The 16926-nt window shown below is 68.8% G+C and carries 13 protein-coding genes; 6 read left to right on the top strand and 7 right to left on the bottom strand.

The genetic code is table 11. The features are described 5' to 3' along the window. Positions 1–380: 380 nt before the first annotated feature. The gene (locus tag KEG57_RS07055) at positions 381–857 is read left to right on the top strand and encodes a hypothetical protein (RefSeq protein WP_272458310.1); all 477 of its coding nucleotides are present in this window, start codon (positions 381–383) and stop codon (positions 855–857) included. 4 nt (positions 858–861) lie between these two features. On the opposite strand, the gene KEG57_RS07050 is transcribed toward KEG57_RS07055, so the two are convergent. Further along, a complete protein-coding gene (locus tag KEG57_RS07050; protein WP_272458309.1) occupies positions 862–2130 on the bottom strand; it encodes a hypothetical protein in 1269 nt (422 codons plus the stop codon). Between the two features lie 62 nt (positions 2131–2192). Here KEG57_RS07050 and KEG57_RS07045 point away from each other — a divergent pair, with 62 nt between their 5' ends. Beyond that, complete coding sequence (locus tag KEG57_RS07045; RefSeq protein WP_272458308.1) at positions 2193–3347, top strand: metallophosphoesterase; 1155 nt, start codon at positions 2193–2195, stop codon at positions 3345–3347. Then, a complete protein-coding gene (locus KEG57_RS07040; protein ID WP_272458307.1) occupies positions 3344–3862 on the top strand; it encodes a peptidylprolyl isomerase in 519 nt (172 codons plus the stop codon). Before KEG57_RS07045 ends, KEG57_RS07040 begins: the two co-directional genes overlap by 4 nt. 22 nt (positions 3863–3884) lie before the next feature. On the opposite strand, the gene nadE is transcribed toward KEG57_RS07040, so the two are convergent. Both nadE and KEG57_RS07030 read right to left on the bottom strand, forming a co-directional pair. Further along, positions 3885–5804 carry an NAD(+) synthase gene (nadE, locus tag KEG57_RS07035; protein ID WP_272458306.1) on the bottom strand — a complete coding sequence of 640 codons (1920 nt, stop codon included), beginning with the start codon at positions 5802–5804 and terminating at the stop codon, positions 3885–3887. Positions 5805–6147: 343 nt separating this feature from the next. Next, complete coding sequence (locus KEG57_RS07030; RefSeq protein ID WP_272458305.1) at positions 6148–7161, bottom strand: RNA polymerase sigma factor; 1014 nt, start codon at positions 7159–7161, stop codon at positions 6148–6150. Positions 7162–7208: 47 nt separating this feature from the next. Between KEG57_RS07030 and KEG57_RS07025 the strand changes: the two genes are divergently transcribed. Then, positions 7209–8225 carry a hypothetical protein gene (locus KEG57_RS07025; protein WP_272458304.1) on the top strand — a complete coding sequence of 339 codons (1017 nt, stop codon included), beginning with the start codon at positions 7209–7211 and terminating at the stop codon, positions 8223–8225. Positions 8226–8979: 754 nt separating this feature from the next. Here the strand turns inward: KEG57_RS07025 and KEG57_RS07020 are convergent. Continuing rightward, the gene (locus KEG57_RS07020) at positions 8980–9525 is read right to left on the bottom strand and encodes a hypothetical protein (protein WP_272458303.1); all 546 of its coding nucleotides are present in this window, start codon (positions 9523–9525) and stop codon (positions 8980–8982) included. A gap of 857 nt (positions 9526–10382) precedes the next feature. Continuing rightward, the gene (locus KEG57_RS07015; RefSeq protein WP_272417261.1) at positions 10383–11333 is read right to left on the bottom strand and encodes a hypothetical protein; all 951 of its coding nucleotides are present in this window, start codon (positions 11331–11333) and stop codon (positions 10383–10385) included. A gap of 47 nt (positions 11334–11380) precedes the next feature. On the opposite strand from KEG57_RS07015, the gene pfp reads away from it, so the two are divergent. Next, complete coding sequence (gene pfp / locus KEG57_RS07010) at positions 11381–12700, top strand: diphosphate--fructose-6-phosphate 1-phosphotransferase (RefSeq protein WP_272417260.1); 1320 nt, start codon at positions 11381–11383, stop codon at positions 12698–12700. A gap of 11 nt (positions 12701–12711) precedes the next feature. Next, on the top strand, positions 12712–13176 hold the full coding sequence (locus tag KEG57_RS07005) for a GNAT family N-acetyltransferase (protein ID WP_272417259.1): 465 nt from the start codon (positions 12712–12714) through the stop codon (positions 13174–13176). Positions 13177–13184: 8 nt separating this feature from the next. Here KEG57_RS07005 and KEG57_RS07000 read toward each other — a convergent pair whose 3' ends face one another. Further along, on the bottom strand, positions 13185–14798 hold the full coding sequence (locus tag KEG57_RS07000; RefSeq protein ID WP_272417258.1) for a DUF4139 domain-containing protein: 1614 nt from the start codon (positions 14796–14798) through the stop codon (positions 13185–13187). Continuing rightward, positions 14791–16884: a DUF4139 domain-containing protein gene (locus tag KEG57_RS06995; RefSeq protein ID WP_272417257.1), complete on the bottom strand. Its 2094-nt coding sequence runs from the start codon at positions 16882–16884 to the stop codon at positions 14791–14793. Before KEG57_RS06995 ends, KEG57_RS07000 begins: the two co-directional genes overlap by 8 nt. Positions 16885–16926: the final 42 nt, after the last annotated feature.

The following is a 16926-nucleotide window of genomic DNA, read 5'->3' as shown; positions in this document are numbered from 1 at the left end:
CGCGTTCGTCAATGTCGTCGCAAATGTCCGTGGCGAGCACCCCCGCCGCCCCGCTGGCGCAGCGCGTTGCTCGGTTGGCGAGGCGCGTAGAAGACTTGGCCCTCGCCCCGCGGCGAAGGTAGCTCCCTCCGATCATGGTGAACCTCGTCCCCGCCCCGGCGAGCGACCGCGCGCCGAAGGCGCCCCCGCGCGAAGGCCGCGGCCGCTCGTTCCAGAAAGCAGCCGCCCCCGGTCTTTCCAGGTTCACCCGCGACGCGGCGCAATCCCGGAATCGAAGCCTCGATATCAGCTCTTTCCAGGTTCCGAGCGCGACGGTTCCCCATCCTCTGCCCGCTCGCCTCGAATGGCGTGCCCGTTGCCCCAGGGCGACCGGCGAAACGATGATGGGTACACAGAGCACGTCCAGCCGCGGGAGCGGGCGCAAGAGCCTGGTCGGGAATACCCTCGTCACGGTGGGCGCGCTGTCGAGCGCGTTCGGGGCGGTCGGGTGGCTCTCCGCCCTGCGTTCCCCCTCGATCCTGACGATCGCGCTCGGGTTTGTCCTGTATGGCCTCTTGCCGCTCGTGGTGGGCGTCAGCTTCGTGTGGCGCGGGCTCGGCGCGATCGAGGAGGCCGAGGCCGCGCGGCGCGCGGACGCGGTGAGCCGCGCGGCGCTGCTCGACGCTCTGCGCGGCGGCGCGACGGCCCGCGAGGTCGCCGCGAGGCTTTGCATGCCGAACGCGCGTGACGCCGAGCGCGCGCTCGACGGGCTCGTGCGGGACGACCTCGCGAAGCTCGACGTCACGGACGACGGCGAGCTCGTCTACCGGCGCGACCCGGAGACGCTCCTGCTGCTCCACGACCGCGACGTGAACTGACCTTTCAATCGAGGACACGCCTGAGCGTGCGCTCGCCGAGCTCGCCCTCGGCCGCTTCTTCGAGCGCGCGCTTCATCGCCTCGTCCGCGCATGCATCCGCGGCCACGCGAATGCGCACACGCGCGTCGGGATGCTCTGCGATCCGGAGCGCCATGGCTGCCCCGAGCCGCTGCCCCGGCGGCAGGTCCGGATCGTCGACCACGGAGAAGAGCTCCTCGTGCGTCACGGCGGATTTCCGGTATCCCGCATTGAGCAGGAGGGCCTGGAGTTTGTCCTTCCATTCCGTGAACGACTTGCCCGCAGGGTCGAGCTCCGCCCCCACGGGCGGGCCGCCCGCACCGTTCGACCCGAGCGCAATCGCAAGGCGCAGCCGGCCGGCCACCGCCATGATGAAGCTCGGGTCGCCCGTCGCGACCTCGACCCGCCGGGTGGGCTTGCCTGCCTCGCCCACTTCGAGGAACAGCTCGCGTTGCTTCTCCTCGATCGTGCGGATCAGTGAATGCGGGATCCATTGATCGACGAAGCCGCCGCGGATGCGTAATCCGTCACTGCCCACGATAATCTCGTGCGGCCGCGTGAGCCGCACGATGAAGGACATCGTGAGCATGACGGCCCAGGCGAAGGCGCCCGTGGGCCAATGCGCGCCGGGATATTCGGTGACGAGATAACCGAGGGGAATGAAAAAGAGGACACAGACGATCGGGAGGCTCACGCAACCCGTGACGAGGGGCCGGTACGCCGAGCCGCAGAGGACAGCCACGCGCCGTCGCGACGCGTCGATGCCGAGCCGGTCGAGGAGCCGATGCGCCGCAATGCCGTCGGGGACCTCGGCCGTGAGCGCCGAGCCGTTGCGAAGGTAAAGCTCGACCCGCGGGCGTTTTCCATCGAGGCGCGTGCCCGGGAGGACGAGCCCGCCCTCGATCGCCGAACGCGCGAAATGGTGTTCCTTTCCTCGTTGCGCGACCACGAGGCCCTGGCCATCGGCCCGGAGCACGCCTGAGCTTCGCAGCGGAAGCGATAACGACGTGAGGACGGCGCCGGCGAGCGACACGACGGGCGCGACGAATAACCCGAGGATGCCGAGGAAGATGAGCACCGCCGAGAGGGCCACCGACGCGTCGGCCATCTTCGCCCCCGCGATCGCCAGGATCGTCACGATGAGCCCGGGGAGCCCGACGAAGGCGCCGAATCCCGCGCGCATGAGCCACCCGCCGAGCCGGGGACGGCGGTGTTCGATGGACGAGCTCGCGACGACGAGGGGCTCTGCGCTCATGGGGGCGGAGGGGCAGAGCCTATCATAACGACATCCGCGAACGAATTGTGTACATTGCCTCCATGGCCGACTCCGGACGCTCTCTTTCGCGGACGTGGCGCCTCTTCGCCTCGTCCCTCGTCGTGTGCTGCTTCGTGCCGCTCGGCATCGCGAGCTGCAGTTCGGGGGACGCGGTGAACACGTCCACGACCACGGGCGGCACCGCGACGACCGGCGCGGGCGCGTCGGGCGCCGGCGGCGCGGGGAACGGCGGCGCCGGGAGCGGCGGCGCGGGGGCCACGGGCGGTGCAGGCGGGACGGGCGGCTCGTCGACGTCGAGCACGGGCCATGGTGGCTCGGGCGGAGGGCCGGCGGCGAAGGTGGTCCGTCTGCTCGCGATCGGCGACACGGGCGAGGGCAACGAGGCCCAGCACGCCGTGGCCGATCGAATGAGCGAGAAATGCGAGAAGGTGGGCGGCTGCGACGCCGTGCTCGTGAACGGCGACAACTTCTACGACAACGGCGTGGCGAGTGTGGACGACCCGCAATGGGCCGCGAAATTCGAGGAGCCGTACGACCGGCCGCACCTCGACGGCGTGCCGTTTTACGCGGTGCTCGGCAACCACGATCACGGGCCCACGTCGAGCGGGAACAAGCAAGCGCAGATCGACTACGCGTCCTTGCCGCTCGGGAGTGGCCCCGGGATGCGGCCGAGCGCGAAATGGCACATGCCGGCGGCGTGGTACGACGTGAAGATCGGCCACGTGCATCTCTTCGCGCTCGACACGGTCGACTTTTTGAACGGCACGCAGAAGGACGACATGAGCGCCAGGGTGAAGAACGCGAAGGCGACGTGGAAGATCGTCGTCGGCCACCACCCGCGGTTCACGTCGGGCGAGCATTTCTGGGACAACAACCTGCTCGGCATCGCGGGGCTGTTCGCGTTCCAGAAGGCGATCTATTGCGGCGCGGACATGTTCATGACCGGGCACGACCACAACCTGGAGTTCATCGACAGGGGCCGTGACGGCGATTGCCCCGGCACGTATTTCGTGGTGAGCGGCGCGGGTGCGAAGACGCGCGACACGTTCGATTTCGTCCCGACGGACGAGAAACAGCTCTACTTCTCGGATGGCTTCGAAGGGTTCGCTTACATGGAGTTCGACGGGCCCAAGCTCTCGTTCGAGTTCATCGACAGAAACGGCGCCGTGGTCTTCTCGAAGACGATGACGAAATGAGGATCCCCATGCTCTCCCCGCGCTCTCTGCTCCTGCTCGTTCCCGCGTTGCTCCTCGCCTGCCAGGATCCGCGGCCGCCAGCGCCCGCGCCCGCCACGTCCGCGGCGCCCGCGGCTGCACCCTCGCCCACGCCTGCGCCGACGGCCGCGCCCACGCCCGAGAAAACAGCGGCCGCGCCGGAAAAACCCCCGGAGTGGATCACGGCGCAGCACGTGCTCGTCGCCTACAAGGGCGCGAAGAACGCGCCGAAGACGGTGACGCGGTCGAAGGCGGACGCGAAAAAGAGGGCCGAAGAGGTCGCCGGCAAGGCCAAGGCGGGCGAGGATTTCACGGCGCTCGTGAAGGAGTATTCGGACGACGCGGCGACGGTGGAGAGGCTCGGGAGCCTCGGGAAGTTCAAGGCGGATGGAATGGTAAAACCCTTCAGCGACGCGGCATTCGCGCTGAAGGTGGACGAGACGAGCGGCGTGGTGGAGACGCCGTTCGGGTTTCACGTGATCAAACGCAATCAGTGAAACCCGCGCGGCGCGGCTCGATCTACTCGCCCTTCCACTCCGTCCGCTGCACGACGGGCAATTGCAGCGCGCGCTCGCGGTCGAGGTCGAGCGAGCCGAGGTGAATCGCCAGCGGCGATTGCACCCACTTGAAGATCGACTGCGTGAACAGGCGCGCGAACTTCTCCGCCCACGCCGTGAGGATCGCCGGATCCCGATCCGGGAACACGCTCGTCAAGGCGAGCGCCACCTCGTTCGGCGCGAGTTTCTCCGCGCCGTAAAGGTAAAGGCAAGCGTCGAGCACCTCGAACGGCATGAGCTCGGCCTCGCCCGACTGGTTCGCCGCGAGCTCAGGGCCCGCCGTGGTCTCCAGCGTCGCGCGAATGCCCGGATAACCAAACCGCTTCTCCAGCCGCTCGAGCATCGCGATGACCACGGTCTTCGGCAGGTTCGCGATCACGCTGAACGCGCCCTCCAGATCGCCGCCGACGGTCGTGTACCCGAGCGCCTTCTCGCTCATGTTCCCCGTCTGCAGGAAGAGCGCGCCGCTCGTGTTCGACCAGTTCCACATGCGCTGGCCACGAATGCGCGCCTGCACGTTTTGCTTCGTGAGCTCGGTCGGCTCGGGCCCGCCCGGTCCGAGCAAGGTGCGCGTCGCTTCGAGCTCACGCACGAACGCATCCTCGATCGGCACGACCATGAAGGAGACGCCGAGGTCGGCGCAGATCCGCGCGGCCGCGTTTTGCGTGGCGTCGCTCGAATACCGCGACGGCATGTAGAACGCACTGATCATCTTTCCCGCCGCCTCGCGCCGCGCCGCGCCTTCGAGCTCGGGGTGGAGCAATTCGGCGGCGCGATGCGCGATGAGCAAGGTGAGCAGCGAATCGCGCCCGCCCGAAAGCGCGAGGCCGATGCGGCGGAACGCGCCGATCTTGCGGTAGTAATCGGCGACGCCGAGCGCGAGCGCGTCGTGAAAATCGTCAAGCAGCTCGTCGCGCGGCGTCTTCGCCGGCAGGCTCGCCGAGGGCAAGAAGAACGAGGTCCCGGGCGGCGGCGCGGGATATCGCAGCTTCGCTCGATCGGCCGTCTTCTCGTGCACCACCTGCGCGGGCACAGGCTCCTGCTCACGCCGGAAGGTTTCGAGGTCGCTCCGCCAGGTGCTCGCCTCGCGCCGGCTCCGGACCGTGCGATCGAGGTCGACGACCGTGGCCGCATATCCCTCGCGGAACCGCGTCGCCTCCAGCATCGGCCGGCCGTTCTGATTGACGAACCCGCCGCCGTCGAAGACGAGCCCGTCGTTGCCGCCGACGAGATTCGCATACGCGATCGTGCACTGGTTGTCCGCGGCCCGCGTGGCGATCATCTCGCGCCGCGTGCCCCCGATGCCCGCGCGAAACGGCGAAGCCGAGAGGTTGCAGACGATCTCCGCGTCCGAGTAAGCACGCCTGCGCATGGGGCCATCGGGCGACCAGATGTCCTCGCAGACCTCGATCGCGACGATGCCGAAATCGAACTGGAAGATTCGATCGCCGCAGAACACGCCGCGCGCCTCGCGGTCCATGTGCGGCATGCCGCGGGAGAAGACGCGCGACTCGTAGAAGACGTTGTACGTCGGCAGTTTTTCCTTGGGCACGAACGCGAGGATCTTGCCGCCGTGCACGAGCGCGCCGACGTTGAAGAGGTCGCCCTCGACGCCGACGGTCAGGCCGAGGGCGAACACCGTGCGGAGCCGCGCGGTCTCCGCGGCGAAGCGCTCGAGCTCGCGCCGCTGGCTGTCCACGAACGCCTGCCACTGCACGAGGTCCTCCGCCGCGTACCCGCCGACGACCTGCTCCGGGAACACCGCGAGCGTGACGTCGTCCTCGGCCATCGCCGTCGCGAGGCGGATGCACCGATCCACGTTCGAGCGGACGGCGCCGACCGTCGCGTTCACGCTGGCAACCCCGATCTTCACGAGCCTCATGGGGGCCGAGCGTAGCAGTGGGACGGCGCGAGCGTCAGCCTGCGTGTGAAGGCGTTCGGAGGGAGCAGCAAGGGGCCGGACCGGGGCGTGTGGCCGGCAGGAGAGGACGATGGAGGCGCGAGGTGCTTGCCCAGACGTGCGCCGCCTCCATCGCCCTCTTCTGCGGGTCATTCGTCGGAAAAGTCCCGCCCGAGTCCGAATACGGCGTCTTTTCGTTTCACGAGGCCAGGAGCAGAGCGTTCGGCTCGGGCGGGAGGGCGGCGCGTATCGTCGCCTCATTCCCTGATAGTTCCGGCCGGCCCGCGAACCCTCCCGGATTCGATCACTTTTGTTCGAGCGTGTCCTACGGCTGGAGCAGGTGCCCAAAAAGCGCGCGCGCATGCAGGGGGTCGCGCGGGTACATCCGGAGGTAGCGCACGAGGGCGGCGCGCGCGGCCTCTTGGTCTCCGTGCGCAGCCGCGCGCTCGATTTCAGCGACCAGCGCGCGGGGTCGGCTCGTGTCCAACGCATCCACACACGAGCAGGGCGACGCGGACGCGGGCGCAGGCGACAGCTCCGGCGCGACGGCTTCGGCGTTCACGTTCACCTGCACGGCGCGCGAGGAATACTGGGCGGTCCGAAGGACCTCGGGCGGCTGCATGAGGCCATAAGCGACGCCGGCAAGGCCGGCGGTACAGACGAGCACCTCCGCTGCGCGGCGTTCCCACCCCGCGGGACGCGCCTCGGAGCCCGCCAGGATCGCCGCCATGAAGGGGCGCAGCTCGCCCTCGTACCCGCGGAGGAGCTCTCGCGCCTGGGTGCAGGCCCGAAAGAGGCGTGAGCGCGCGGTGCCTTCGGGGATGCCGAGAGCTTCGGCGATCTCCACTTCCGAGAGCCCGTCGAAGACATGCGCGTAGAGCACGTCGCGCAAGCGCTCGTCCATGCTTCGCAGGCGCTGGTCGACGAATCGAAGCATCTCCTTTCGGGCGAGGAGCGCTGCGGGCGAGGGCGCTGCCGATACCACCTGCAGAGCGTCGTCGGGGTCGCCCCAATACGTGCTGGATTCCTCGACGACGCCCTTCTTGTGTCGAAAGGACTCGTTTTTCGCGATTCGATAGAGCCAGGTCGAGAGCTTCCCCCGCTCGGGGTCGTAGCTGTCGGCGTGCGCGAGGCGAGGACGAGGCCGCCGGCGAGCCTGCCCTCCTCGCGCTCGTCCTCTCTTTTGACGGAGGGCGCGACGAGGCCGCGCTTGCGTATTTCGCCGAGGTAGAGGGCGTCGACGGCGGCGATCTGGCTGCTCACGCGGTCGGGTGGCAACCCCGTGAGAGCAGGCTGCGCTCGACAGAGAGCTCGACGAGGTGCTGGTTTTGCAATCCACACCTGCCTTGACCGGAGCCCGGTGTTCCTGCTCCTATCCAAACGCCGGTGCCGAGTGACCGGCCGCGCGTCCCCGACGCCACGGCGTGGCGCCTCAAGGAGTGTGTGCAGGGGTTCAGCGGCGAGATCAACGCTGGCTTCTACACGCTCGATGCCACGGTGCAGGTGGACAAAGATGGCCACGTGATGGATGTGGAGACGAAGGGCGAGCCCCAGCCCGAGGTTGGGATTTGCATGCGGATCGCGCTGCGACGCATGAGCCTCCCGGAGGACCTTCTCGAGCAGCGCAAGCTGCGCCAGTCCGAGTCGTCCACGCCGGCGAATGGGGAGACGAGGCCGGAACGGGGGCAGATCGGGGAGATCGTCACCCTCACCATTGTTACGATTGCGCTCACCGAGATCATCATCGAAGCTTTCGCGACGACAATCGTCGTGGCTGTCACTGTGAAGGTTGCCGCGGATGCGGCGGCGAGGCCAAAGAAAGATGACGATGATGAGCGGTGCCGCGAGGTAAAGGAGAGGTGTATCGCTACTGCTCGGGGTCGCCAGGTTTGCCGGCCCCAGGTGGTGGTCGGTTTAGGCGATGCATGCGAGAGTGCATGGAGGCAGAAGGGTGTTCATTTTAGGAGTAGGGCTATGAAATTAGGCACGGTGGAAGCTGCACGAGTCGTGCGCGATGCCAGCATCGAGGCAATGGATGCTCTCAATTCGGTGGTGATCGAGATTGCTCCCCTATTGTCGGAGGCCAACAGCAAGGACCTACGATTGGCAGTCGCAAGGAGCATGACGGCGATACTCGATCATCTCGTGAACCCCGTGCTGGAAGAATATCCAGAGCTCGAAGTAGATGAGGACACCTGGGGGATATTGCAGCAGCTAGGGCCAGAGCGCGGCTGTCCGCTGCCACCGATTCATCGAACGAATGAGGAGCTATGCAAACGTCACAAACCGATGTTCTCCTGCGCGAGGGAAGCGAGGACGCGGACCTCACCGCCGAGCGAGAAGCGGGGCAAACCATACGGCGCGAACAGCCCCGCTGCGCCGAGCTCCCACTTTGGCCCTTGACTCTCACCTGGGTTTGTCGGAGGGGCCGGTACCGTCGTCACCTGGTAAAACGGATCCGGCGTACGCTGGCGAAGCGGGCCGTCATCGTCGTAGGCGAAGAAGGTTCGTAGCGGGGGGGACGGGGCCGGCGAGCCCACCTCGATCTGCGGTCGCAGCAAGAGCCACGCGGGAACGGGCTGCCTCCGAAGCTCCCACCGCCCGAGATTCAACGCGATCGCGTAGGCCGCATCCTGCACGAGCTCGCGGCAATCGAGTGGCGTCGGGATGACAGCCTGCCACCGCTCGACCCCGTCCTCGTCCGAGGCAGATACGTGCGCCTCGATCTCGCGACCTTTGCGCGTGAGCTCGACGCGCACGAGGGCGCGCGCATCGTCCCTGACAACCGGATAACCGAACCCCGACGCGAGCCACATGATGAAGTCTTCGCGGCCCATGCAGCCGCGGATCGTGCGGGGCGGGGTGTATTCGAACCGGAACGCTACGCGGTTCGGCTCCTCGCCCGCGCTCACAGGCGCGAGTAGGAGGAGGGATAGGCAGAGGAGCGGGGCGAGGGCTCGGGCGCGCGGCATGACAGGGAGAAGATACCGCAACCCGCGCAGAAAAAGGGGGAGGCCAACGCGAACGTCTTGGTGCTACTCGGGTCAAGAGCGCACGCCCAACGTTAGCCTCCGAGGACAATCCTTACCGGAGACAAACGTGGCTGTCAAGCCCGTGGACAAACTTTTGGTTCCGGGACGAACGGGGCGGCGGGGGGTCACTTGCCGTCGATCGCTTTCCAGGTCGGGTACCTCGCTCGCCCGCGGTTCGCCGCTTCCACCAGGCGGCGGTGCACCTCCGTGTCGTCGTAGACGGGCTCGCCTTCGACGTGTGCAGCCAGTACACACGCCATTGCCTCGGAGACGTGAACGAGCACTTCATGGATCCTGCCACGATACGTCGCAGCTTCCACCGCGTCGCAGTTCTCGCGCATGAAGCCTGCCATCGCCTCGATCCGCTCGTAGAGTCGGTTCAGCGACGCGCTCAGTTCGTCACGGTCCTCCTTCGTGAGCTTCAGCCGCGGTCGCTCGACGACCTGCATCGGCTTGAAATCCGGCGGCGCGAGTTCGAGATGCTCGCTTTGAATCGGCGCAATGACCTCGGTAAAGAGGTAGCCGCGCGACGTCAACAGGGTCGCGTCGCTGTCCGGCGAGAACCCCGCGTCCGCCATCCTCCGCAGCGCTTCCGTCATGCAGTGTTGGACGCCGGCGTCGTCGAGCGGCGGGCCCTTGGGCTTCACCGCCGTGACGCGGTCGCCCGTCAACTCGACCGCGAACTCGACTCGTACGCATTGTGCCGAAGCCGCTGGCCCCCGTCTTTGACGCACGCTTGAAGCGCCTGGACCTCATCGGAGGGAGCGCGAGCCCGCTGCCCTGCCTGGGCGCGACGGCGTACTCGTCGCTCGCCCCGCATCCCATCGGCACCATGGACACAGCCATGCACGTAGCGACCGAGATCACCCCGCCAGTCGCCAGCTTCTCATGCGCCCCCTCCCCGTCCCCGTGCGTAACCCGCGACGCAGGTGGGCAGGCTACGGAGGCGCCGACGCCCCCATCAACCGTTGTCCCAGCGTTTTCCCGCTGTTTCACGCGCCAACATGCCCGAAGTCGTCTCGCAACGCCTCGACATGCCGTTCCGAAGGTTTCAACCGCATTCGCAACGAAGTGCGGCCCCCGCCTCCACCCGCGATTCAGCACCGGGAGAGTTCCGCAAGCCCCTTCGCGGGCCGAAACCCGAACGTCGACGTGTCGCCCCCTCGCTTCTTTCGCATGAACCGCTCCGTCTCGCGTTGGCAGGCAGGTTCGAGCGTCCTCCGCGGCGGGGCAAAGGCTTGCACCACGCACCTCAGGCGCCGCGAGCGGCGACGCAACCGCTCGCCCCGCCGTTTCCCGCGCCCCCATCCCACCCGTCGACGTTGCAACCCCACTTCGGGCGCCCGAACCGCCCCCGCAACGCGTTGCAACGCCGCTTCAGCCTCCTCGAGCGCCCCCGCAAGCCGTCTCCAGCGCGGTCGAGCCCCTTCCCGTGAGGGACGGCCGTGTCCCCGGACCTCGACCGAGCTCGACAAGAAGCCCGGCTCCGCAGCGGCGCATCGAGGCGCCCATTCCCGGCGCGCCGTGACTACCGTGGCATCAACGTATCGGCGAGCGTGAGGAGCCGATCAATCTCGGACTGCGTGAGGTGCAGGTCGCTCTTCACCTGCGCGCCCTCGGCGCGGAACACGACGGGCGCGAAGAGGCGAACTTTTACAATGCCGAGGTTCAACGAGGTCGCCCGGTCAATCGAGGCCGTCAGCGCCGCCGCATCCGCGCTCGCCTGCACCGGGTCGGTGCTCTCGCCCGTGCTCGATACGTCGACACCGCCGTCGGCGGCGAGGCGCAAGCGCGCGACGGCATGACGAATCGTGGACGGCACGCGCGGCGCCTGCGAGCTCGCGAGGCTGCGCGAAGGATCGTCGGCGGTCGCGACGACGGCCTCGGGTCCCTCGGGATCCGGGAAACCGCCCGTGCCCTCGAAACGCGCCGCCTGCGGGGCGAGCGACTCCGGCAAGACCGCGAGAAAACCATCCTCCACGAGGGCGACGACGCGGGTTTGTCCACGCACCGTGACACGCGCCGAGGGCACGCTCGCCGTCGTGATCCACTCGCCGCGCGGCTCGCTGCGGGCGATCATCGTGTGGAGGCCCTGGCGCGCGCGCTGCTCGTCGAGCTTGTGCTGCACGATCGCGACCGCGAGGTCGTCACGCGTGACGCCGGTCGAAGCGATGTAGGCCGCGACGACGTCGCCGGTCACGTCGATGCCCGTGCCTTCGAGCATGCTCCGGAGCGGGTTCATCGCGCGCAGGCGGAACTCGAGCGGATGGCCTTTCAGCCGCTCGGGCCAGACCATCATGCCGACGCGCGCGTTCACGATCGACCGCGCGATCTCGGCGGCGTTCTTCGGCCGAGGCGGCGGGGGCGTGGCTGCTTCGGGGGCCTGCTCTTGCGACGCGCAGCCGAGGAGCCCAAATGACGTGAAGGGCGACGCGGCGAGCGCGAGCAGCAGAACAAGCGAGCGAAAGCGCCTCGTCACCAAACCAGGTTAGCGCCAGCCCGAAGGGGATGCTAGGGGCCGAAGTCATGAGCCACGGTCCGAAAAAGGTGGGAATCCTCGTCGGCGGCGGGCCCGCGCCGGGCATCAACGCCGTCATCGGCGCGGCCACGATCCGCGCGGTCCTCTCCGGCTACGACGTGGTCGGGATCCAGGACGGATTCCAGTGGATCATGAAGGGCGACCTCGAGCACGCCCGGCCGCTGTCCATCGACGACGTGAGCCGCATCCATTTCCGCGGCGGCTCATACCTCGGGATCTCGCGCGCGAACCCCACGAAGTCAAAGGACCTGCTCGAAGAGACGGTGCTCTCGCTGCTCCGGCTCGAGGTGGACAAGCTCATCACGATCGGCGGCGACGACACGGCGTTCTCCGCGTCGCAGGTCGCGCTCCAGTCGAAGGGGCGCCTGCGCGTGGTGCACGTGCCGAAGACGATCGACAACGACCTCGATCTGCCGGGACAGGCCGATACGTTCGGCTTCCAGACGGCGCGGCACATCGGCGTCGAGCTCGTCGAGAACCTGATGGTCGACGCGAAGACCACGCACCGCTGGTACTTCGTGGTCGCGATGGGCCGCAAGGCCGGCCACCTCGCGCTCGGCATCGGCAAGGCCGCGGGCGCGACGCTCACGCTGCTGCCCGAGGAGTTTCCGGAGGGGCACGTGCCGCTTCGGACCGTGGTCGACCTGCTCGCGGCGGCCATCGTAAAACGCCTCGCGACGGGGCGCGCCGACGGCGTGGCCATGATCGCCGAGGGGCTCGTCGAGCGCATGGAGGAGCACGACCTCGAAGGGCTCGCGGGCGTGGAGCGCGACGCGCACGGGCACGTGCGGATCGCGGAGATCGCGTTCGCCGACATCCTCAAGGCCGAGGTGCAGAAGCGGCTGAAACAGTTCGGGGTCAAAGCGACGATCATCCCGAAGAACATCGGCTACGAGCTGCGCTGCGCCGATCCGATCCCGTACGACATGGAATACGCGCGGGACCTCGGGTATTGCGCGGCGAAGTACCTCGCGGAGGGCGGCACGGGCGCGCTCGTGGCAATGGTGCAGGGCTCGTTCCAGGCCGTGCCGTTCGACACGATCATGGATCCGAAGACGGGCCGCATGCGGGTGCGGATGGTGGACATCGCGAGCGACCGGTACATGATCGCGCGAAGGTACATGCTGCGGCTGCGCAAGGATGACTTCGACGATTCGAGCCAGCTCGCGCGGTTCGCGAACGTGCTCGACATCTCGATCGAGGATTTTCAGAAGGAGTTCGGCTACCTCGTGGAGCACGAGCCGATCCCCCGCACGTTCTACCCCGACGAACGGCCGAAGCCGTCGATCGCGCCGCCGGGCAAGTGAGACAAGAGCCGATGGAGCCCGTATCGATTCGCCTCGCGCACGCGGGGGACGTGGAGACGCTCGCGCAAAATCACCGCGCGATGGCGCTCGAGACCGAAGGAAAAACCCTCGATCCGGAGACGACGCTCCGGGGCACGCGCGCGGTGATCGAGGACCCGGCAAAGGGGTTTTACCTGGTGGCCGAGCGCGAGGGCCAGGCCGTGGGGCAGCTGCTCGTGACGTTCGAGTGGAGCGACTGGCGGAACGGGACGTTCTGGTGGATCCAGTCGGTCTACGTCGCCGAAGGCGCGCGGCGCACGGGCGTCTACCGCGCGCTCTACGATCACGTGCTCGCGAAGGCGCGGGCCGACAAGAACGTCTGCGGCGTGCGGCTCTACGTGGACAAGGAGAACCACCACGCGCAGGCGACGTACGCGGCGATGGGGATGCGCGCCGCGCATTACGACTTCTTCGAGATCGATTTCGTGCTCGGCTGAGCGCGACGTCAGAACGCGGGCAGCATGACGCGCGCGCCGGCGCGCACCTCGAACGTGTACACGAGCGTGCGCGTCGCGTGCGCGCCGACCTCGACCGTGGCGCGCAAAAAGCCGTCCTTGTCGAGGGAAAAACCCCCTGCCTCGGCGAGGTGGATCTCGACGTCCTCGATCTCGCTGACCGGAATCCGCTCGGTGACGACGACCTTGCGCGCCTTGTTCGAGAGGTTCGAGAGGTAGAGCGTGACCTTGCGTTCGAGGCGTTGCGCGCCGGTGATCGCTTGCGTGTCGCGCTTTTCGTCTTCGCTCCTGCGCACGCGAATCGCGTCGTCGGGGCCGAAGCCGAGCTCGAAGGGCTCGCCCTTGCCCACGAAATCGAGGCGCGCGCGACCGACGAGGCTCGCCCCACGCGCGAGGCGCACCGGGCCCGCGAGCAGCGGCCCCGCGCCTTCGAGCGTGGCCGTGGCGCGGAGGTGCGCCGCGGGGGAACGCACGGCGACGACGACGCGGGCGAGCTCGGCCTTCACGGTCACGCGGCCGATCTCCACGCGGCACGGGCGTCCGTTCGAGGGCAGCGAGGCGCGCTCTTTGCCGGCGTAGGTGATCGGCTCGCCGCCGTCGTCGACGCCGGGCATCTCGGAGGCCGCGCGGTCGCCGCGCTCGAGGCCCGCGAGCTGGATCGATTGCTCGCGCGCGGCGACGACGATGTTGCGACGTTCCTCCTCGGTCTTCTTGCGGGTGCCGAGCACGTCGTCCGCGAGCAGCGGCGGCGAGGCGGCGCGTGTGGGCCTCGCCGTGGAGAAACGCAGATCGACGTCGTCCCACGATTCGCCCGTGCGTTGCCACGCGGTCGCGTACGTGACGATCTCGACCGTGCCCGCGGTGGCCTCGGGACCGTCCGAGATGAGGCGCGCGAGGTGCTCGGGACGCCAGAGCGCGCAGGGGAGGCGGTAGGTGATCTCGACCTCGACGTCGCTCGCCTCGGGCGCGTCGATTTCGACCTCGATCACCGCGTCGTACCGAGGTTTTTCCGCGCGTCCCTCGGCGAGGCGCGCTTCGGCGCGGCGACGATCGAGATCGGCTTGCGCGCGCGCTTCGCGGACGCGGGCGACCTCGTCGAGCGAAGTCTTCGCGGCTGCGTCGATCGCGCGCCATCCATCGCGATACGAGCCCGCGACGTCCGGATCCGATGCCTTGCGCGGGCCGAGCGAGGCGCTCTTCACCCATTGCGTGGCGAGCTCGTAATGGTGCTGCAAACCGCGCTGCAAGCGCTCGATCGCCCGGTCGGCGGCGGCCACGCGATCCCGCGCGGCGCGCGCCTCGCGTTCGAGCGCCTCGATCTCCTCGCGCCCGAGCACGCGCTCCTCGTGCGCGCGCCGGAGCACGCGGGCCGCGAGCACGCGCGCCTCGCCTTTCGTGACCTTGGCTTGCACCGTGCCGTCGTCGACGAGGAGCGAGACGCCGGCGATGGCCTCCCAGCGCGCGCCTTTTTCGGCGCGGAAGGAGGCGCGACGCACGACCTCGGCGCGGTCCTCGAAGAGCGTGACCCGCGCGGCTCGGCTCGCATGCGCGCGATCCTGCGAGGGCTTTTCCGAACGAACCTGCTCCACCACGGGCTCACTCACGGCGGTTTCCTCCGACGATCTCGCTCTTGGCAGGCAGCTTGATGCGATAGGCGTAGGTGATCTTCGACTTGCCGCTCGCGGGCACCTCGACGCGGAAGCGGCGGCCGCCACGCACGGGCGCGCCGATGTCCGCTTGATCGTAGACCTCGGGCTCGGGCTCGGCGGACGTGAGCTTCACGGTGACGTCCTTGTCGTCGGTGACCGGGATCCGTTCGAGGATCTCGATCTGGATCGGCACGCCGAGCGACGAGGTGAGGTCCACGGTGACGTGGTGGTCGACGACGGTGGATCCGCCGAGCAAGCCGGCCGAGCTTTCCTCGACGCGAGCGTTTCGCGCGATGCGCACGCGATCCTCGACGCCGAGGCCAACCTGCACGTAGCCGCCGCGATCGACGGCCGCGATCTCCGCGGTGGTGACGAGCGCGCCTTCGAGGAAAACATCGACGGGGCCGGCGCAGAGCGGCGCGCCGAGGGGATTTTCGATGCGGGCCTCGCGATAGACCTCGGTCGATTCGCGCGGGACGGCGCGGAAACGCGGGCTCGCGGGGCCCTCACCGACCTTGATGTGCACGCGGTGCGGGCGGCCGTTCGAGGGGACGTCGCCGCGGCCTTCGGCGTCGTAGCGGTGGTCGAAGCGGCCGCGCGAGACGAGCGGATCCTGCGTGCGTGCGGGGTTCGGGAGGACGTCGATGCGCTCGCGGGCGGAGTTCGCTTCGCGGCGGGAGGCGTCGTCGGGGACGCGGCCGAGGCGGCCACGGCGCTGTTTGTCGTCGGCGGGGGCGAGGACGAGGGCGTCGAATTCGAGCCAGCTATCGTCGGGTTCGAGAGGCGGCAGCGGCGCGGGTTCGTTGGAGGCGCCGGCATTCAGTTCGTCGAGGAGGCCTTCGGGACCGCCGCCGCCGCTGGGGCCGACGAGCGACTTGAGCGAGTACAGGACCGATTCCTCCTCCTTCCTCGCCGCCTTTTTGGCGGGCGCAGGCGCAGAGCGAGCGGGCATCGGCATGGCGGCGGGCGCCGGCATATCCATCGACGGGCCGAACCCCGGCGCCGGGGGCGGCGCGCCGAGCGATTGTGGTGCCACGGTGGCCGCCGGCTTGGGCGGCGGCGGGGGCGCCGCGGGCCGCGCGGCAGGCGGCGGTGGAGGAATGTCGGTGCGCGCGGCGCGCGGCATCTTCGCCATGGCCGCGTCGTAGGATTCGAACATCGCGTCGAGCCCGGGCGGCGGCGGGCGATAGCCACGCTTCGCCGGGGGCTGCGCCCGGCCAAACCGGAGCGATTGAAGCTCGGGCAAACGCGCGTCGTGGACGAGGTCGGCGGTCGAGAGGGCAAGCTCGACGTCCTTCCAGTCCTCGCCCGAGTCCTGCGCGACGAGCGCGTCGAGCTCGAGCCGCACGCGCGTCGCGTTCTTCGTGAGCCAAGCCTTGTACGTCGGCCACCAGCGCGCCGCGAGCACGACATACTCGATTTCGAGCGCCTCGATCACGCCCTGCCCCGCGCCGAGGCGCACGTGGCAAGCGAGGGTCGGTCGGGACGCACCCGTGCGCTCGTCGGTACTCGCCTGCGCTTCGGCGAGACGCGCAGCGTCGATTCCGCGCTGGACGCGCTCGATCGAGGCATCGAGCTCCGCGAGGCGTGTATCGATCACGGCGAGCTCTTCCTGGGCGAGGCGCGAGGTCGCGAGGGCGTCCTCGATCCGCGCCCGGGGATTTCCCTGCCGGAGGCGTCGATCCATGCCGAGATCGAAAGACAAACCGGCGAGCAGGTTGCGGCGGCCCGTGAGGTGCGTGCGCGCGTCGGTCAGCGCGTCGCGCTCGGCTTCGAGGACGCGCAGGCGTTCGCGCGCCGAGCCGACTTTGGCCGGCCCTTCGGGGACGACGAACCGCGCGCCGACGGAGACGACCTCGCGGTCGCCCTTGGCAAGCGCGCGGAAGCTCGACGGCTCGGAGAGCGGGGTGATACCGGGGACGACGAGCTCGCACGGCTCGCTCGAAAGCGCGGCCGGGAGCGTGACGGCCCGGGTGACGAGAGCGCCGCGCGCGTGCACGACGACACGGCGGATGCTGCTGCCGAGGGCGAGCGAGGTCATGGGCGGAGAGAGGATACGCGAAATCGCGGCGCGATTGCCCGC

Source organism: Polyangium jinanense, assembly GCF_028435365.1.
This window is presented reverse-complemented; position numbering and strand designations above follow the sequence as displayed.

What these genes read in the sequence shown, in the direction of transcription:
- pfp (WP_272417260.1), top strand. Translation starts at nt 11,381, where the DNA reads ATGAGCCACGGTCCGAAAAAGGTGGGAATCCTCGTCGGCGGCGGGCCC.
- KEG57_RS07005 (WP_272417259.1), top strand. Translation starts at nt 12,712, where the DNA reads ATGGAGCCCGTATCGATTCGCCTCGCGCACGCGGGGGACGTGGAGACG.
- KEG57_RS07045 (WP_272458308.1), top strand. Translation starts at nt 2,193, where the DNA reads ATGGCCGACTCCGGACGCTCTCTTTCGCGGACGTGGCGCCTCTTCGCC.
- KEG57_RS06995 (WP_272417257.1), bottom strand. Translation starts at nt 16,884, where the DNA reads ATGACCTCGCTCGCCCTCGGCAGCAGCATCCGCCGTGTCGTCGTGCAC.
- nadE (WP_272458306.1), bottom strand. Translation starts at nt 5,804, where the DNA reads ATGAGGCTCGTGAAGATCGGGGTTGCCAGCGTGAACGCGACGGTCGGC.
- KEG57_RS07040 (WP_272458307.1), top strand. Translation starts at nt 3,344, where the DNA reads ATGAGGATCCCCATGCTCTCCCCGCGCTCTCTGCTCCTGCTCGTTCCC.
- KEG57_RS07050 (WP_272458309.1), bottom strand. Translation starts at nt 2,130, where the DNA reads ATGAGCGCAGAGCCCCTCGTCGTCGCGAGCTCGTCCATCGAACACCGC.
- KEG57_RS07055 (WP_272458310.1), top strand. Translation starts at nt 381, where the DNA reads ATGATGGGTACACAGAGCACGTCCAGCCGCGGGAGCGGGCGCAAGAGC.